Here is a 17,299-nt window from a genome sequence, read left to right as displayed (position 1 = left end):
ACGATGGGACAAAGACGGAAGGCTCGACAGTATTAGAACCCAAGGCAATCAGAGCAGGTTCTGCATTGAAGGAAAAGACCCGAAAAGTAAGCCCGTTATCGGTTATGCACGGGTCTCTACCCATTCCCAACGAGATGACCTCGACAGACAAGCTCAATTTTTACGGTCAAAATACCACTACGCTGAAATTGTTTCAGAAGTTGGATCACGACTCAATTTTAGGCGGCGCAAATTTCTCAAAATATTGGAGCGAATATACTCGTCTGATATCTCAGCATTTGTCGTTGCCTATCCAGACAGAGCAGTCAGATTTGGGTTTCCATTACTTGAATGGTTGTTCCAAAAAGGTAAGGTCAAACTCGTGGTTCTCAATGAACGCAAGCTGTCCCCAGAACAAGAGCTTGTCGAAGATATCTTGTCCTGCCTCCACTGTTTCTCTGCTAGGCTTTACGGACTCGGAAAATCTCAAAAGCAAGTCACGCAAGCGGTACAAGACAAAATCTCGGAACCAGACGATGAAATTGACACCAAACAGTGTCAAGAAAATCAGGGTGTTTCCTTGTAAAGAGCTTCACAAGATTTGGAAAACTTGGCTTAATGCATACAGGTGGATCTACAACTGGTCTATCGCTACTATCAAAAATGGCTATGTTGGTAGTGCTTATGTACTACAAAAACTGGCTAGAAACTCTGATAGACCAGAGTGGGTAAAAACCCTACCCGGACATCAATTACAAGAAGCTGTTGCCGATGCAATTGATGCGTCAAAACAAGCCAAAGCTAATGGAGGTTTTGCTAAATTTAAGTCTTGTCGAGAAACAAGTCAGGTAATCAAATTCAAAGCGGGAAACTTCAAGAAAGGTTCTTGGTACCTAAGAAAGGTAAAAGGCTTGTCTTTCCGTTCACCTCAAGGCTTTCCTGATCAATGTATTTACGGGACCCAGCTAGTGTGGATAAAGGGAAAATGGTATGGTATTTTTCCTGAATACATTGAGCCGACTCCTACGACTGTTGACAAGGTGATAGCTTTAGACCCAGGGATTAGGACTTTCTTGACTGGGTTTGATGGCTTCAGTTATCTCGAAATAGGGACTGGTGATATTGGTAGAATCCAAAGACTTTGTCAACAGTTAGATCGTTTGATGAGTCGTATTGACTTAAGCTCTGCCAAACGTCAGAGACGAGCAATGAGGAAAGCTTCCCATCGGTTACGCCAAAAAATCCAAGATTTGATCAAAGACTGCCACAACAAGTCAGCTTCTTTTCTTGTTAATAACTACAAGCTGATTTTTATTCCGACATTTGAGACCTCTCAAATGGTAGTGAAGTCAGCCAGGAGATTAAATAAGAAAACAGCTCGTAACATGCTCACTTGGAGTCACTATAAGTTTCGTCAACATTTAATACAAATGGCTGATCGAAATGACGTGAGAGTGGTCTTAGTTAATGAATCTTACACAAGTAAGACTTGTCCAGAATGTGGTCAAATTCACGAAAAATTAGGCGGTAACAAAAAATTTCAATGCCCAAAATGTGGTTTCTCGTTACCACGGGATTGGAATGGCGCGCGAAACATAATGATTCGCGCTTTGTCGGCAACAACCACCAGGTTTTCATCTGGTGCTATACAGGTCATTCCTGCTGATGAGTAGGTTTGTACAGGTTAAATGTTGCACGTATTACTTGATGTTCTAGCTCAACGCCAACCATTTGTTGTTGCTTCAGCACAAGCTTTAAATACAGTAACCCAGGAAGACGTTGAAGGATATGTTTCAGGCCATGCCATAACCAACATTTTCTATATTTTGCGTCGTCAGGTGGGGAGTGAGGCTGCACTGAGACTACTATCGACATTATTACAGCGATGCAGCGCGGTCTTGGGGAGGCAGCGCGGTCTTGGGGGTCTCCCCCATGAGCGACTGCCGTGGTTTCCCCCACTCGCTATTGCATCAAGACAACGTATTCAAATTGCCAGCATAACCGATCAGGTGATTCGAGCTGCTCTGCAAAGCTCCATGACTGATTTTGAAGATGCGGTGACCAGTGAAGCTGCACTTGCCTTAGGTCTCGACCTGATCGTTACACGCAACATATCTGATTTTGTGTCATCTTCAGTTCCCGTAATGCTACCGGAGGAATTCTTGGCAGCGCTATCAGAATCAACTTAAGTGCAGGGTTTTCCAGAGAGCGATCGCATTTCTATTTTCAATCCCACACCCGACGCAAATCCAACACAAAACCCGGTAACACGTCTTCCCCCGACAACTCAGTTGGATTCTGCAACACTTCCACTGCCAAACCCGGTCGATAAATTTCCACCAGTCGCTGCTGTGGATCGATTAACCAGCCCAGTCTCGCCCCATTGTCGATATACTCGGTCATTTTAGCTTCCAGAGACTGAACCCGATCTGAGCTAGACCGTAACTCAACCACAAAATCCGGGCAGATATTAGCAAAGGTTCCGTTTTGTTCTGGAGTAAGGGCCTGCCAACGTTCTCCGCTCACCCAACAGGCATCGGGAGAACGAGTGGCACTATTAGGTAAAATGAAGCCAGTAGAAGAGTCAAAGGCTTTACCCGGTTCCCCTGCATTACGCCTCGCAATTAAACCCCTAAAAATAGGTATAAATCAGTATTTAATACCATAAAATGGACATTAAAATTTTGGTAGCGCTAGAGTATACTTAAAGTAATTGACTCAGATTTGACGATGCCCAAGAAAGTAGGAGTGACCAAGAAAATATCAACTCAGATTGTTCCTGTAGTGGGGATGACTGAGTCGGTTGAGCTTGAGTTGCTACAGACAATGAAAAAATTAGGCATCGTCAGGTCTGAATCCTACAACAAGTTAGGTAGCATAAGTCATTGGGGGATTGACTGGAAGAAAGCCTATCCAGAGGTTAGGAGTTTTAGAACTCCTGAATCCTTGGGACTGCCCTCTAAGTTAATGGAGTGGACTGTTAGCGACACAGCAAAAGCGATTGCAGCTCAACAAGCTGCTTGTATTGAAGCAGTAATCAAAAAGATTTACAAAAGGTTTTCTGGAAAAGATAACCAAAAGACCAGAAAAGAATATGCCACGCAGCTAAAGACCTTAGCTTTTCTGGACAATTCACTCCTGCATAGGCTGGTCAGAAAGGAGTTCCAAAGGGGTCACTCTTGGGTCAATAATCAGATAGTTTATCAGCAAGGAGGGTATAGATGCAAAAGACTCTCCCGCAATACTTACCAACTAGAACTAGCTGGACTAAAAAGAGGAAAAAGGAACAAAATAGTTGTTAGGTCTAATCGGAAAATCAAAGGCCAGATTAGACTGATATACAACCAACTTGTGAAAAAATTTGAGATTTACTTCTTGGTAGACCATGGAACTGTAGAAATTCCTGCTGATCGCCGAGCCATTGGGATAGACAAGGGATACACTGAGGCTTTCTATGATTCAGATGGTCAAGCACACGGAAAAAGCTTGGGCAAATTGACAACCCAGAAATCCGACCGAATATGTGCCAAAAACCGCAACAGAGGGAAGCTTTGGGCGCTTCATAGAAAACTAGAAAATATAGACCCAGTTAAGTCGGCTCGAATATTAGAAAATAACTTAACTAGAAAAACAGAAAATCGCCGATACAGAAAGAATCAGTCAGAACTCACAGCTATAATAGGAGCCGCATCCAAGTCTCTGTTCAACGGAGAATCATTAAAAGTATTTGCTGAATATTTAACACAACCAATCCAAAATAAACGTCAGTCCAAAGCCATGTCCCGCAAGCTTAATAGTTGGATGAAGGGTCAAATGCGGGACTCTTTACAGAAATGGGCTAATTGGACTGGGTCGGTTGTTACAGAAGTCCAGCCTAGTTACACGTCGCAAGTTGACTCCAGGAATGGAACCCTTCTCGGGAAAAGGACTGGGGACAATTTTACCGGATTTGATGGGGTCGTGTTGCAGGCTGACTATAATGCTGCCAAAAACGTCCTTGCTCGGGGTACAGACAACGGAATTACTCGGTACATGAATAAAACCGAGGTGCAGGCAGTATTATTGCGCCGTACCGCGCGTTTCTTGAAAGGGATGGGACTGAGTCTACTTGATGCAGTTGAGCTTGGTTGGCTTGACTGTAAACATAGCAAAACTCGGGCTTTCAAGCAACTCCTGGTCGGGATGCCAGGAACGCCCAAATAGATAAGTGGGAGGCTCAACTCCGATTGCCGTATAACCACTTCTCACTTGGGCAACAATAAATTGCACCTTGACCGTTTGATACAGGTTTATCCTGATTAATGACGGTTTAAGAGTATCCCACCACAAATACAACTCTCCAGAAATACTCCAATTTAGTTTTCCAGTTTTCCAGCCTGTTGGTGGCTTGACAATTAACTCTCCAAGTGCCGTTCTTTCCAGTCTCAAGTCGCGGTTGGCTGCGGCTAGGGCTGTAAACTGTTCCTGGGTGACGTACAAGCCGATTGTCCTAGGCAACTCAATCAATAGAGTTTCGGTTTCTGGACTGGCAGGTGTTTGTATCATCTTGACCTCTGTTTATAAGACCCCGTGGGAAGGAAATCCTTGTTTCAATATTCAAAAGGGAAAGAGTGGAAAGCCTAAAGTTTATCAAGTTCGTCAAGTTTTAGAGGCTATTAAGAAGTTGGAGGATAGTAATGAAAGTTAATTACCAACACTACACTTATAGCATCACATGGTCAAAAGAAGACGAGGAGTTTGTGGGATTGTGTGCAGAATTTCCCAGTCTATCTCACCTTGACACATCTCTGGTAGCTGCTTTAGAAGGCATTAGTAATTTAGTCGCAGAAGTCCTCGAAGACATGGAAACCTCTGGAGAACCTATTCCAGAACCTCTTGCCGAGAAAAAATATAGCGGTAAATTTCAAAAACGAATTCCACCGGAGCAACATCGTTCATTGGCAATAAAAGCCGCTGAGTCTGGAGTAAGTCTTAACCGTTACATAAGTTTGAAGCTATGTAGCTAAGGATTCGAGCATCATAGAGCAATCGAGAACAAGCGATGCGCGTGGATTGAGCCGCATCGCGAGTCACTCGAACGCGCCCCGCGTGGCCTACGGCCTCAGCTTCCGCGCTTATGCGATCGCCCTTGACTTTACCCTTAGAAAAGTAAAGTGCTTGAGGGAGAGAGGCAATGACATGCTAAGAATTGCCAAACCAAGCCTTGCAATTACCTATAGGTAACTACTTATGAGGTATAATAATACAGAGATTAACTAGTGAGTTATAACAATCTGGGATAAAATCTTACTCAATTGACTTTCGGCCAAAATTTCTAGAAGTCCATAAAAAGTAAAATCCACTAATATGAGTAAGAAAAAAAAGAAAAAACATCCTGGGGGACATAAGTTTTATGAACCTAGCGACTATAGGCCGGTAAACTGTAAAAACGTCCCAGGAGAACGAGCTAGGAAAAAATGTAAAAAAGCGATGCAGCGGGGTCTTGGGGGTTTCCCCCATGACCCCGCTGCATCAAGACATGGAACAAATTTGTTGCAGAAAGAGCTAAGCTGAAGAAACAAGGTCTGTTTGAACAAGACGTGTGACGCATTCCCCCACCTGGCTATCGCCACGCTACGCGAACGTCCAGGTGGGGGTTAGTCCACGCCAATATCAATAGCTAAAATCCTGGAACACAAATCATGTAATTGCCGTCTTATTTTATTTATTGTAGGCTAAAATAATACTATAAAAGATTTATTAGACCCGTGAAAGCGCCAACTAAAGTCATTAGAACAGACATTTGGAAACTTAACCCAAACTCCGAACAGCGTTGGCTTTTTGGAGAAACGGTTAAAGTTTACCGTCGGGCTTGCAGATACTTGGTTGGTATTATTTTTTCACACTGGTCTGAGTTGGGTTCTTTGACAGCCGATCAGCTGACTCCTGCTGTTGAGCGCTTGATGCACCAAACTGTCAAACGCCCCAACATTAAATACCCTCAATTCAATAAAACTTTTTACAAATTCCCCAGTTATTATCGCCGTGCCGCAATCGCTTTTGCAGCTGGTCAAGTTAGTAGTTTTGTTACTCGTTATAACGAATGGCAATCGGGGGCACGAAAGCGGCGCAATGCTAGTCCTCCACGACTAAACCCAGACGCTGGTTGTTATCCAGCCCTCTACAAGGGACAATGCTACAAGCTACACGGCTTTGAACAAGTCGAAATCAAGGTTTTTAATGGCTCAGATTGGGTTTGGACTACGATTCAAATTACTGGCTTAAGGGAACGCCATAAAGCAGCAAGTAATAAAATGCTGTCACCGTCCTTGATATTCAATGACTTGTACTGTCATCTGTCAGTTCCGTTCAACTGCAAACCCGAAAAACGGAAGCCTGAAGCCAATGTTACAGCTGTAGATCTAGGGATTAATACTACTGCGACTATAGCGGTTGTAGCTCATGACGGCACTGTAATCCACAGGGAGTTTATTCACCCGGGAAGAGACATAGACCGTCGGGACAAGCGACTAAAATCCGTATCTGTACGGGCGTCAAAAACTATGGGTTTTGGCGGCAAAATTCACAGAGGTTTCTGCTCTTATACCTATCAAAAGTGTCAGAGAATCAATAACCAAATTGGCCAGATCGTTTCCAAGGGAATTGTGCAAATTGCGCTCAGGTTTAATTCTGAAGCAATTGTATTTGAGAACCTTAAAGGATGGAAACCCAAAGGTGGACGTAAGCGGTCTAATCTTCGTCAACGTTTTCACGGATGGCTCAAAGGAAAAATTCGCGATTTTACTGAGATGAAATGGACGGAGTTGGGTGGCAAAGTAGTAGAGGTTGTGGCGGCCTATACCTCAAAACTTGCCTATGACGGTTCTGGCACGGTTAAGCGCAATTCTAATAACTATGCTCTGGCAACCTTCCCCTCAGGTAAGCGTTTCAATGCCGATTTAAACGGCGCTTACAACATTGGTGCTAGGGGTATTCTTAAACTTGCTCGCAGAAATGACAGCAAGGATCGTTCCAGCAAAAGTTCTGGACGGTCGCCTAGAAGCTGGGCTTGCTTGTGTGATTTGTGGACTTTGGGTAGTTACAGATTAGCATAGGACACCCCCACCTGGCTATCGCCACGCTACGCGAACGGCTTGCCAGGTGGGGGAGCTTCATGAGATGAAAAAACTAGAGCAAGAGTATCACGGAATAGACTTAACACAAGAGACGACTGTCGATACTCCAGATTGCCTTGAAGAAGAAGAATTGTACTACGACGGTTATTTAGATGAATACAGAACTTGGTTTTAAGTCACCGGCTTGAGCTAGCCTATTAATGATTCCAATTTAATCAGCTCTCCAAACTTTTCTGATAATCTAAGTTAAGAAATAGAAGTATATTACCAATGGCAATCCCGATGACGATAAATTTAGGTAAAATTACTGAAAGTAAATCACCCCAAAAATTTTTCATAAAAGGAAGAGTAGTTAAGACACTATTCAATATAAATTGTAAGCCTAAAGCACTCAATCCACTTAGAAAAATGAAGAATAATACTTTCCACCAATTCCCTTCAACGATAGAGCGACTGTAATCGAAAGCCTCTTTTCCCCTTTGGTCTCGGAGAATAAAAGCCAGCCCATAGTATTGATTATTTACCGCATAAACTATCCCTGGGATTATAAGTAGCAGAAATCGTAACAAATAGTTAATCCAAAATATCAAAACTAGGCCAACTATAGGAAGTAAACTCGAAACTATTTTTTGGACTGCACTCTGATAACTGGTATCTCTTCCATGAAGATAATTTTCTGTAATCAGCGATAAGGCTATGATATATATAATACCGGCTAAATTGACAACAATCGAAACAACTACAAAAAATGCCAAAAACAATCCTGAAGGGTTATTTTGATTATCCGGGTTCAAAGCTGATAAAATTATCAGCAAAGGTAAATAGATTGTACAAAACAACAGTAGGATAGGCTTCAAATTTTTCAGATAAACCTCAAACCCCATTGAGATTAATTCTAGTAATCCAAGTTTTCGGCTTTGAAGTTGAAATATACTACTCATGGTGACGGCTCCATCAACGGGTATTTATATATAGAATTATACGATTTGTGATGTAAAAAATTCTTGTTTTTAGGGAGCAGGGAACAGGGAACAGGGAACAGGGAAGAGGAACCCACCCCTAACCCCTCCCAGGAGGGGAAGAGGGAAGACGTAAAAAATAATGTGTACCTCATGAGTCCTAGAAACGCTATAAACGCTATCAAATAAACAAGGGTTTAACTATAGCAGTCGCCAGGGAAGTTAGGAGATGACAAAAGTCTCAAACCTAAGTAAGCGCAAAACTTTGACTTGTGACTTGTGACTTGTGACTTGTGACTTGTGACTTGTGACTTCTGCTATACCAATCCTAAATGAATTGTGATAATTTTTCTTCCCTGTTCCCTGTTCCCTGTTCCCTGTTCCCTTTGGTATATATCTGTGATTTAATCTAAATTTCCTACTGGTATAGAAAAAAGGACTCGAAAGGCGATTGTCAGAACTTTGATCACCAGGAGGAACGCCCTTGGCATAGCTAGAACGACACAGGTTGGGAGTGTCAAGCCAACACCCACCCCGTATGGCTCAATGTGACGCTCTATAGTTAGTTGTCCTAGCCGTTTCGCCTGTTTTATTAATATAATTAATTATAGTTATAAATTATAGTTATAGCGGTTTTCATAGTAATGAGGTAAACAGGATTTTTTCCCACTTCCGTTCCCCCCTTATTAAGTTCCCCCCTTCCGCGCGGGGGGTTAGGGGGGATCCCTTTTTTGACTTCCCGACTCCCGACTCCCGACTCCCTACTCCCGCCCAACCCTGCGACTGTGTACCTGACCTATTTGAAAAATGCTAGATCATACCGCTGGTCGGCACACCACTCCCAGACAAAACCCATGCCAATCATCAAGGTCCTTGGGCATTAGCTGTTTCTTGATTGACCCTTGTATTTTTATGATGAACACTTAACTTTCTAAACTTGATATAAGCCAAAAATTAACAGCCGACAACCAAAGAGAGGTCTTCTGTCTGATGGAGTTATACAAACCTGGGCTTGCCCCTGACGATCCCTTGACAAAAAGAAAACGGTTTAACCAAGCCTCCCTAGGTTTAGTCTCTACTCTAAGTTTTCCAGTAATTGTTAGTACTGCTGACGCCATGCTCAAGTCAGCAGAAGTTACCCTTGTGGGTTATGAAAAAACTGGTAGTGGTCACTGCACTGCCATAGTGCGGGGAGCGATCGCTGAGGTGCGAATTGCTGTCGAATCGGGTAAGGATTATGCTCAACGAGAGGGTGAGTTGCTCTCCTCGACAATCATTGCGCGACCACTTCCCAACCTGGAAGTGATATTTCCCATCGGTGTTCACCTACTCGATCAAGTTAACCAAAATCATCGTAGCCGGGTCAGTAATCATGCCCTAGGTCTTTTAGAAACCAGGGGATTGCCAGCAATGGTTGGTGCCTCGGATGCCATGCTGAAAGCTGCCAATGTACAGCTTACTGCCTACGAAACCATTGGAGCCGGTTTATGTACTGCCATTATTCGGGGTCGTGTGGCAGATGTAGCAGTTGCTTTACAAGTTGGAATGGCTGAAGCCCAGCGTATTGGTGAACTAACCGCTGTGACAGTGATTCCTAGACCTCTTGAAGATTTAGAGAAAAGCTTGCCAGTAGCGAGTTGCCTAATCGAGGAGCAACCACAACCGTTGAGAATACCAGTTAATGTAAAGGAAGCAGAAAAAGAGCTTGTAGAACTACCAGATTTAAGAAACTTACCCATACGTACCAAAGATTCATAATAGCTACCATGGAAAAAAGTCCACCATGAACACTATGAAACTCTCTTTTCCCCATTCCCCACTCCCTACTCCTGACTTTCAAGACTGTCAAAGACTAAGATCTATATCCTCATAGGAGTAATATCATTGAAGCAAGCCACATTGCATCAGTTAAGGGTCTTTGAAGCAGTCGCTCGGCACCACAGCTTTACACGAGCTGCAGAGGAACTGTTTCTCACCCAACCCACTGTCTCTATGCAGGTGAAGCAGCTAACCAAAGTTGTTGGTATGCCTCTGTTTGACCAGGTAGGTAAGCGAATCTACCTGACCCAGGTTGGTGAGGAACTAGTTAAAACCTGCCGCGATATCTTTGAGAATTTAGACCAGTTTGAGATGAAAGTGGCAGATCTCAAAGGTTTAAAACAGGGGCGTCTGCGCTTAGCAGTGATTACAACTGCGAAATATTTTATTCCTCGTTTACTAGGTCCGTTTTGCCAGCGTTATCCAGGCATTGATATTTCTCTGCAAGTCACCAACCACGAATACATCCTTGGTCGTCTCAGTGAGAATCTAGATGACTTATACATAATGAGTCAGCTTCCGGAAAACCAGGAGACCTGCTATAAACCAGTGCAAGAAAACCCCCTGGTTGTGATCGCACGGGTCGATCATCCTCTAGCTCAGGAAAAAAATATCCCCCTTAAACGTATAGCTCAAGAAACCTTTATTATGAGGGAGCCTGGTTCGGGAACACGCAAAGCTGTACAAAAACTGTTCGATTACCACCAGATTTCACCAAAGGTGCGGCTGGATTTGGGGAGTAATGAGGCAATTAAGCAAGCGATCGCAGGGGGTTTAGGAATTTCTGTATTATCTCGTCATACCTTAGTTATGGAAGGGGTTAACTCTGAGCTGGTGGTTTTGGATGTAGAACACTTTCCGATCGAGCGTTACTGGTATGCTGTCTATCCGCGTAGCAAACAACTATCGATTGTTGCTGGTACTTTTCTAGATTATCTATTGACTTCAGAGCCACTGATTTGCCAAAAATAAGATTGCTCAATAGCGCAAGCAAACCAGCTGTATCCTCCTTTTGACGGAACAGCTGGCTATTAAGGTTTTATGCAAAGGTGCTATCGCTAAATTGGTTGACGCGCGATTTATTTAGATTTGTTCAAATAACTTTGACCTTGCTTGAGAGCGATCGCACCAATATTGTAAACTACCCAGCCTATTGCCAGGAGTAAAGGCAATAAGACTATTAATAGACGTAAATCCATGGTTCTAGTGTCCTCCCTATATTGCTTGAAGTGTTTTTAGCCTCCCACCCCTAGAAGAAGTGGGGTTGTTGGTTCAACACGTTGCCGTGACTCAGTAATCAAATAACTCTTACCAAGCTAGAGGGGTAACCTCCGATACTTTTTAGCTACCAGAATCTACCAAGGCAGATCCTAGCCCGCCAATGCAAGCTGATTTCTCAGCCAGGGGGTATCTCCCAAAGCTCTCAGGAATATCCTGCGAGCGCCATAAAAATGTCAAAAAAGTTATAACACCGGGATAGAGAGCGCAACTATTAAACCCTTGGTTTTCGGCTTTAATTTAAGTTACATAATAATCCCTGTCGGTGTTACCATAATTTAAGTCTAACAAATAATAAGAGTTTTTGGTAGACTCTGCGACATTTTCTCTAGCTGTTTACTAACCCTCAGCTTGATATGCCTTGTACCGGACGGTACTTAGTTGTTTATATATATAGTCGCACCTATGGGTCAATTTTTTTTAGTTAATTTTTCAGTAACCTGATCACCCATTTGTTCAAGACGTTGCACGCTTCTTGGGAAAAACTTAATCAAAGTCAATCAAAGTTACCCAAAGTTTACTAATTGGGAAGGAATCGGTAAAAAGCGATGCAGCGCTGTTCTGATGGTGTTTTTCTCAATTATTGTCCACTGTTCCCTGATCGGAAGTTCCCTGTTCCGGGTTCCTGGCAACGGCAGCGAAGTCTTGTGTTACACTAAACCCCAAATCTGTGCCACTACCGGCATGAACTAGAGCCAACTTTTCATAGTGCCGTGCATGTTCAATCAGTTCAGCGGCTTCAGCCTCCGAAACATCCCGTAATTTTTTGGCAGGGACACCGACTACCAGGGACAGAGGAGGAACGTCTTTACTAACCACAGCTCCAGCGCCCACGATACTACCATGACCGACACGAACCCCATCGAGTACCACTGCTCCAATACCAATCAAGCTACCCTGTTCAATATATGCTGAATGAATTACAGCGCGATGACCAACTGTGACATGGTCTTCTAAAACTGTTGGCTTGCCGGGATCTCCGTGTAAAATTGCCCCATCTTGAATATTAGTGCGATCGCCAATCTCGATGCGCTCCACATCACCTCTGACTACAGCACCATACCAAATGCTAACTCCTGCAGCTACGGACACCTGACCCATAACTACAGCATTAGGGGCGACAAAGGCAGCAAGAGACAGATCTGGGGGAGGCCAAAAAGATGTCAGTATTGGGGTTTGAGGTAGAGGATGATCCACAATTAATCAGAATAGGGAGATAATGGTAATTAATACCTTAGGTTTTAGATAGGTTTTACAGTGGGGTCACTTAGACCAACACCACTAAATACCCAGTTATAATGATGGAGCCATTAGGTAATAGCATATACCTCTAAGGCACTCCCTAGCATTTAATGATTGATTCTAGCTTGCAGTACCCGATATTCGGTTCAGAAATAAAATGTCCTCACTGCCGTCAGATAATTCCGGCATTGACGTTGACTGACACTTACTTGTGTCCACGTCATGGTGCGTTTGAAGCCAACCCAAAAACTGGGGAACTGATTCATTTACAATCTGGGCGTCACTGGCGTCTATGGCAAGATAAATGGTACCGACAGCACACTCATCCTGATGGAATTCGCTTTGAGATTCACGAAGCCCTAGACAAGTTATACACTGAAGGATATCGGGCAACACGGGTGATTATTGCCAGTCGTTATCGGGATTTAGTGAGTGCCTACCTAGAGCGCAGTACCCCCTGGCGAGGGAACTCAGAGTCAGGCAAACCCAGGTTGTATGGCTTGCCGGTAGAATTTAGCCCAGAACCTGAGGAAGAACCTTGTTGGGAAGTGATCAATTTTGATTTGGAAAAAGAACCTGGGGTACCTGTGCGCTACCCTTATTTCCGATTGTTTTAGTAATTGGTGATTGGTGATTGGTGATTTCACTACACCTGTTGTTGGTTAGAAAGGAAAAAGGGTAAAGGAAAAAGGCCAAAGGACAAAACCCATGCATCATGCTTCGATTCGCACAGCCAATATTCATCGCGCGATCGCATTTTATGAGAAGTTGGGATTCACGGTATCTGAACGCTTCACTACTGGCATGACTCTAGCGTGTTGGCTGAAGGGACTGGGGGGACGCTTGGAACTGATCCAAATTCCTGAACCATTACCAGCACCGGATGCGTTTGGAGATGAGCATTATGTGGGATATTACCACGTGTCTTTTGACCTAACTGATAGCGCTACTGACTTGCCCAGTTGGTTAGAGTCCTTGAAAGAAAGTTTTAAAGAAGCTTCTGAGCAGAACCCAGAGCAGTTTCAGCCGTTGAAGGTTCTGTTGGAACCTACCCAACAGATGATCGGTAATCGTGTTTATGAGGTAGCGTTTATCGCTGATACTGATGGTTTACCGTTGGAGTTTTTGTATCTTATAAAAACCTAGACATAGCTAAACACCGGTTTGAGGGAGTCGGGAGTCGGGAGTCGGGAGTCGGGAGTCGGGAGTCGGGAGTTGGGAGTCGGGAGTCGGGAGTCGGGAGTCGGGAGTCGGGAGTCGGAATGCCCTGAAAAAAAAATTACTAGTCTGTATAGCGCTTTTTACCCTAATCAGGTACACATAATTTTTATTTTTGCCCTGTTCCCAGATCCGCTGTTCTCTCTTCCGAGATCCGCTGTTCCCAGATCCGCTGTTCCCTAAAACCATAAACTCTGTACCTTACCAAATTGAAAACCGCTATATTGGTCACTTTTACCTTTTGGCTTTGACCTTGTGCCTTCTTTGCCGTCGTTCTGCTATCGACTGGCGGCGAGTTTGTATAGACACAACTTTCGCCTCACTACTCTCTCGTGCCACCCGAATCAACAACCCAGCCGAACACAAACTGGAAATCATCGAACTTCCCCCATAACTAAAGAATGGGAAGGGTAAACCAGTAGTGGGAAGAGCCCCAGAAGCAACACCAATATTTAACAGAGACTGTCCTACAATAAACAGCATTGCTCCAATCGCGATTAACTGATAGACTCGGTTTCTGGCCTTAATAGCTACAATCACCGCTAGGGTCATGTATGTCATCAACAAAAACATTAGGGCTATACTACCAGCAAAGCCAAATTCCTCAGCAAATACAGAAAAGATAAAATCAGTGTGTTGAATCGGTAAATAGAATAACTTTTGTTGGGATAACCCAAAACCAGAGCCCCAAGTCCCACCGGAGCCAATAGCTAGAAGACTTTGAACCAATTGGTATCCATCTCGCATCGGATCAGCCCAAGGATTTAGGAATGACATCACCCGACGCCGCTGGTAATCCTTGATGCTGATACTGAGTACTGCCAGCAGGACACCACCAAATGCTGTACCTCCCAAGTAAGAAAACGGTAACCCTGCTGCTAGAGCAACTAGCCACAAGGTCATTCCACAAAGTGCTGTTGTACTCAGATTAGGCTGTAACAAAATTCCCACCAACACCACCATAAAAATCCCCAGCCACGTGAAACGGGTCCGCCACTGAAGCCGGTCCCACTGCCCAAATACTCGAGCTGCTTGTAACACTAGAAACGGCTTCATTAACTCCGAAGGTTGCAGGGGAACCGAACCCACAGATAACCAGCGAGTTGCCCCATTAACCGTTGTTCCCACACCAGGAATTAAAGTCAATAACAGCAGCACCAACAGCCCCAGGACCAACCAATGGCTGATCTTTAGCAAATAACGCAACGGTGATCGCACCAATAGGTTAAATCCCACTAAACCTAAGACTACCCACATCAGCTGTCGCTTGACGTAGTATGTTCCATCCCCTAACTCGACATCTGCGATCGCATAAGAAGCTGAGAAAAGAATTACTATTCCGATCAACAGCCATAGAAACGTTAACCACTTCAGTAACCGAGCAGTTACTGCCCAGTCTGTAGTGGAGGGGTTAAATAATAGAATCAGGTTACGTAGAGCCACGTTTAATCAGGTTGGTTGAAGGTTATGTGGTTGAAGGTTATGTGGTTGAAGGTTATGTGGTTGAAGGTTGTTCGCGTAGCGTGGCCAATAGGCCAAGGTTATGTGGTTGAAGGTTGAGTGTTATGTGGTTGAACGCGATGGACGAAGTCCCGCTTTGCTGCGAAGCGCGTGGCCAATAGGCCAAGGTTATTTGGTTGTTCGCCTTTGGCGGTTTCTTGTTTATAGCTTTTCTCATAGTAATGAGGTACACAATATTTTTTCCCTGTTGCCTGTTGCCTGTTGCCTTTTGCCTATTCCCTAACATCCCAAATGTACCTCACCGAATTTAGAAATGCTATATCTTCCCTCTCTTGCCTCTGTTCCCATCCCCCCATCTTGCACCAAAAATCAAAAAGGGGTCGTAGTAGACCCCCTGAAGTTTTTTTTATAAACAGCTTTTATCGAACAATCATTACAAACCGGTGTTTGTACCTTGCTTACCAGTTGCCAGCTTAACCTTAATAATTTTGCCACCCATTTTCTGGATGCGCTGCTGCTCACGGAACCAGTTGTCGTAGGAAACTTGCTTGGTAAAAAAAGTATTCTGTAACTCCCGTTGTGTCCTAATTCTGCTTTGGCTTGGCACACAAGCAGTTATTTCAAACGTCCGCATGAGCTTATTTCTCCTAGTAAAATTCAAGAAAATTTTAATTTTGGTTTGATCCCAAGATGGCTAAAAAACTCCCTATCGCTTATAGCGAGGGAATAAATTCGTTAATCGAATATCTCAACTATTCCAAAGTCTGGGAGTTAATTGTCAATACTAGACTGTCAAAACTCCTCTGCTTGACTGACGTGAGCCAGATTCGCCTTTAACAAGCTAGCACTCACAATCAACTTCCCAGACCTTAATTACACAGACAACTACAGGCTGGCGAATTCCATCAACACTAGCTAACTTAGCTTAAGCCAGAGCAGATGTAGTCAAAGTATACACCCATTTCCTTACCGGCATCAGGACCAACTAAGCTAGCGGTAACTTCCTTCATGCCTTGGATAGAATTGGTGGTATTACCAATGGGAACACCAAGGGAGTTGTAGGTTTCCTTCAAGCCATTGAGTACGCGCTCATCAAGGATAGATGGGTCACCGGCCAACATCGCATAGGTAGCATAACGCAAGAAGTAATCCATGTCACGGATACAAGCTGCGTAGCGGCGAGTGGTGTACATATTGCCACCAGGACGAGTGCTGTCGGAATACAACAGGGTCTTAGCAACCGCTTCCTTAACGATGGTAGCAGCATTAGCACTAATAGCAGTTGCTGCACGTACCCGCAGCTCACCAGTTTGGAAATAGCCCTTGAGCTTTTCCATAGCGGAGTCGTCTAGATATTTGCCTTGGACGTCCGCAGAGTTGATAACAGCAGTAATTGCGTCTTGCATGATTCTATTTCCTTATTTAACTCAAGTTGTGATTATCGGTTCTACAGACAGACTTGCCTCAGAACACTAGGCAAAGGGGTATTTATTGCCCTACAACAATCCACCAATCACATAGTCGAAGTAAGAGGCAGCTTCGGCAGCATCGTCTCCAGACATCATGCCAGTAGCGATACCCTTCATGCAACGGACGCTTTCGGCAACAGCATCAATGGAGGTACCTAAAGACTTGTACATTTCCTTAGCACCTACCAGACCAATTTCTTCAATTGGTGTGGTATCACCAGCAACAATACCATAGGTAATCAAGCGCAGGTAGTAATCCATGTCCCGCAGGCAAGTAGCGGTCATTTCCGGACCGTAGGCGTTACCACCAGGAGAGACTACATCTGGACGCTTTTGGAAGAGTTGGTCTCCAGCTTGCTTAACAATTGTCTCACGAGAGCCTGTTAAGGTTTGAGCGATACGTAAGCGCTGCTCACCAGAAGTAACAAAGCTTTTGATGCGGTTTAATTCACCAGGGCTCAGATAGCGAGCCTCAGCATCTGCATTCACGATGGATTTCGTGACAATACTCATAGATGGATTCCTCCAGAAAAAAATATCACCAGGTTTGTTTAAACTGGCATTTCCAAGAATGAACGCTCTCTAACTAACCTTGCGGTGTGATTAGAGCTTCTGTAGCATTGCAGTTACCCACAATGTGCCGGGGAAATCGCCGTTCTCGATACGCCGTCGGAACTTCAGCCGACGCACGTCCCAGCAAAACTTGGTTTGGCTAACCCCGCCTAAATTAAAGGCCTAAATCAAAGCCTCAATCAAAGCA

The 17,299-nt window shown here is 44.1% G+C and carries 21 protein-coding genes and 2 pseudogenes; 11 read left to right on the top strand and 12 right to left on the bottom strand.

Features of this window, described 5'->3' with window-relative positions:
- Nucleotides 1-31 precede the first annotated feature (31 nt).
- Genes F6J90_RS40155 through F6J90_RS40145 form a run of 3 tightly spaced genes read left to right on the top strand, consistent with a single transcriptional unit; the run spans nt 32 to nt 2,168 of the window.
- Nucleotides 32-565, top strand: a complete 534-nt coding sequence (locus F6J90_RS40155) for an IS607 family transposase (RefSeq protein ID WP_293107888.1) — start codon at nt 32-34, stop codon at nt 563-565.
- Nucleotides 516-1,652 (top strand): transposase, encoded by a 1,137-nt coding sequence (locus tag F6J90_RS40150; RefSeq protein WP_293107522.1) that lies wholly within the window; start codon nt 516-518, stop codon nt 1,650-1,652. The genes F6J90_RS40155 and F6J90_RS40150 overlap by 50 nt, the downstream gene beginning before the upstream one ends.
- A 15-nt stretch (nt 1,653-1,667) precedes the next feature.
- The gene (locus F6J90_RS40145) at nt 1,668-2,168 is read left to right on the top strand and encodes a PIN domain-containing protein (protein ID WP_293107519.1); all 501 of its coding nucleotides are present in this window, start codon (nt 1,668-1,670) and stop codon (nt 2,166-2,168) included.
- A 37-nt stretch (nt 2,169-2,205) separates the two neighbouring features.
- On the opposite strand, the pseudogene F6J90_RS40140 reads toward F6J90_RS40145, so the two are convergent.
- Nucleotides 2,206-2,583 (bottom strand): annotated as a pseudogene (locus tag F6J90_RS40140) (Uma2 family endonuclease); the annotation flags it as partial.
- 126 nt (nt 2,584-2,709) lie between these two features.
- Here F6J90_RS40140 and F6J90_RS40135 point away from each other — a divergent pair.
- Nucleotides 2,710-4,182 carry a zinc ribbon domain-containing protein gene (locus F6J90_RS40135; RefSeq protein ID WP_293107516.1) on the top strand — a complete coding sequence of 491 codons (1,473 nt, stop codon included), beginning with the start codon at nt 2,710-2,712 and terminating at the stop codon, nt 4,180-4,182.
- Nucleotides 4,183-4,299: 117 nt separating this feature from the next.
- Here F6J90_RS40135 and F6J90_RS40130 read toward each other — a convergent pair.
- A pseudogene (locus F6J90_RS40130) lies at nt 4,300-4,524 on the bottom strand (Uma2 family endonuclease); the annotation flags it as partial.
- Between the two features lie 131 nt (nt 4,525-4,655).
- Here F6J90_RS40130 and F6J90_RS40125 point away from each other — a divergent pair.
- The 3 genes from F6J90_RS40125 to F6J90_RS40115 all read left to right on the top strand — a co-directional run bounded on the left by F6J90_RS40125 (nt 4,656) and on the right by F6J90_RS40115 (nt 7,269).
- Nucleotides 4,656-4,985: a toxin-antitoxin system HicB family antitoxin gene (locus F6J90_RS40125; RefSeq protein WP_293107513.1), complete on the top strand. Its 330-nt coding sequence runs from the start codon at nt 4,656-4,658 to the stop codon at nt 4,983-4,985.
- 741 nt (nt 4,986-5,726) lie between these two features.
- Nucleotides 5,727-7,073, top strand: a complete 1,347-nt coding sequence (locus F6J90_RS40120; protein WP_293107510.1) for a transposase — start codon at nt 5,727-5,729, stop codon at nt 7,071-7,073.
- A gap of 46 nt (nt 7,074-7,119) precedes the next feature.
- On the top strand, nt 7,120-7,269 hold the full coding sequence (locus tag F6J90_RS40115; RefSeq protein ID WP_293107508.1) for a hypothetical protein: 150 nt from the start codon (nt 7,120-7,122) through the stop codon (nt 7,267-7,269).
- A gap of 40 nt (nt 7,270-7,309) precedes the next feature.
- Here the strand turns inward: F6J90_RS40115 and F6J90_RS40110 are convergent, their stop codons facing one another.
- Both F6J90_RS40110 and F6J90_RS40105 read right to left on the bottom strand, forming a co-directional pair.
- A complete protein-coding gene (locus F6J90_RS40110) occupies nt 7,310-8,035 on the bottom strand; it encodes a hypothetical protein (RefSeq protein WP_293107505.1) in 726 nt (241 codons plus the stop codon).
- Nucleotides 8,032-8,208, bottom strand: coding sequence for a hypothetical protein (locus F6J90_RS40105; protein WP_293107502.1), 177 nt, complete (start codon nt 8,206-8,208; stop codon nt 8,032-8,034). The genes F6J90_RS40110 and F6J90_RS40105 overlap by 4 nt, the downstream gene beginning before the upstream one ends.
- 835 nt (nt 8,209-9,043) lie before the next feature.
- On the opposite strand from F6J90_RS40105, the gene F6J90_RS40100 reads away from it, so the two are divergent.
- A complete protein-coding gene (locus F6J90_RS40100) occupies nt 9,044-9,811 on the top strand; it encodes a BMC domain-containing protein (RefSeq protein ID WP_293107499.1) in 768 nt (255 codons plus the stop codon).
- 126 nt (nt 9,812-9,937) lie between these two features.
- Nucleotides 9,938-10,843: a LysR family transcriptional regulator gene (locus F6J90_RS40095; RefSeq protein ID WP_293107496.1), complete on the top strand. Its 906-nt coding sequence runs from the start codon at nt 9,938-9,940 to the stop codon at nt 10,841-10,843.
- A gap of 107 nt (nt 10,844-10,950) precedes the next feature.
- Here the strand turns inward: F6J90_RS40095 and F6J90_RS40090 are convergent, their stop codons facing one another.
- Nucleotides 10,951-11,070, bottom strand: a complete 120-nt coding sequence (locus F6J90_RS40090; protein WP_293107493.1) for a photosystem II protein Y — start codon at nt 11,068-11,070, stop codon at nt 10,951-10,953.
- 655 nt (nt 11,071-11,725) lie between these two features.
- Entirely contained in the window at nt 11,726-12,346 is a 621-nt protein-coding gene (locus F6J90_RS40085) for a gamma carbonic anhydrase family protein (RefSeq protein ID WP_293107490.1), read from the bottom strand.
- A 155-nt stretch (nt 12,347-12,501) separates the two neighbouring features.
- Here F6J90_RS40085 and F6J90_RS40080 point away from each other — a divergent pair, with 155 nt between their 5' ends.
- Nucleotides 12,502-13,008, top strand: coding sequence for a TIGR02652 family protein (locus F6J90_RS40080; protein WP_293084345.1), 507 nt, complete (start codon nt 12,502-12,504; stop codon nt 13,006-13,008).
- Between the two features lie 91 nt (nt 13,009-13,099).
- Entirely contained in the window at nt 13,100-13,537 is a 438-nt protein-coding gene (locus F6J90_RS40075; protein WP_071106007.1) for a VOC family protein, read from the top strand.
- A gap of 6 nt (nt 13,538-13,543) precedes the next feature.
- Here F6J90_RS40075 and F6J90_RS40070 read toward each other — a convergent pair whose 3' ends face one another.
- The 6 genes from F6J90_RS40070 to F6J90_RS40045 all read right to left on the bottom strand — a co-directional run bounded on the left by F6J90_RS40070 (nt 13,544) and on the right by F6J90_RS40045 (nt 17,052).
- Entirely contained in the window at nt 13,544-13,798 is a 255-nt protein-coding gene (locus F6J90_RS40070; RefSeq protein WP_293107485.1) for a hypothetical protein, read from the bottom strand.
- Nucleotides 13,799-13,843: 45 nt separating this feature from the next.
- On the bottom strand, nt 13,844-15,052 hold the full coding sequence (locus F6J90_RS40065; protein WP_293107483.1) for an FtsW/RodA/SpoVE family cell cycle protein: 1,209 nt from the start codon (nt 15,050-15,052) through the stop codon (nt 13,844-13,846).
- A gap of 52 nt (nt 15,053-15,104) precedes the next feature.
- Nucleotides 15,105-15,287: a hypothetical protein gene (locus tag F6J90_RS40060; RefSeq protein ID WP_293107480.1), complete on the bottom strand. Its 183-nt coding sequence runs from the start codon at nt 15,285-15,287 to the stop codon at nt 15,105-15,107.
- 216 nt (nt 15,288-15,503) lie between these two features.
- Entirely contained in the window at nt 15,504-15,704 is a 201-nt protein-coding gene (locus F6J90_RS40055; protein ID WP_293107477.1) for a phycobilisome linker polypeptide, read from the bottom strand.
- 286 nt (nt 15,705-15,990) lie between these two features.
- Nucleotides 15,991-16,476, bottom strand: a complete 486-nt coding sequence (gene apcB / locus F6J90_RS40050) for an allophycocyanin subunit beta (protein WP_070394727.1) — start codon at nt 16,474-16,476, stop codon at nt 15,991-15,993.
- Between the two features lie 90 nt (nt 16,477-16,566).
- A complete protein-coding gene (locus F6J90_RS40045) occupies nt 16,567-17,052 on the bottom strand; it encodes an allophycocyanin (protein WP_293107474.1) in 486 nt (161 codons plus the stop codon).
- Nucleotides 17,053-17,299 lie beyond the last annotated feature (247 nt).

The sequence above is a fragment of the Moorena sp. SIOASIH genome (assembly GCF_010671925.1).
Lineage (GTDB): Bacteria > Cyanobacteriota > Cyanobacteriia > Cyanobacteriales > Coleofasciculaceae > Moorena.
Note: the sequence above shows the minus strand (reverse complement) of the source record. Positions and strands in the feature narration are given on the sequence as shown.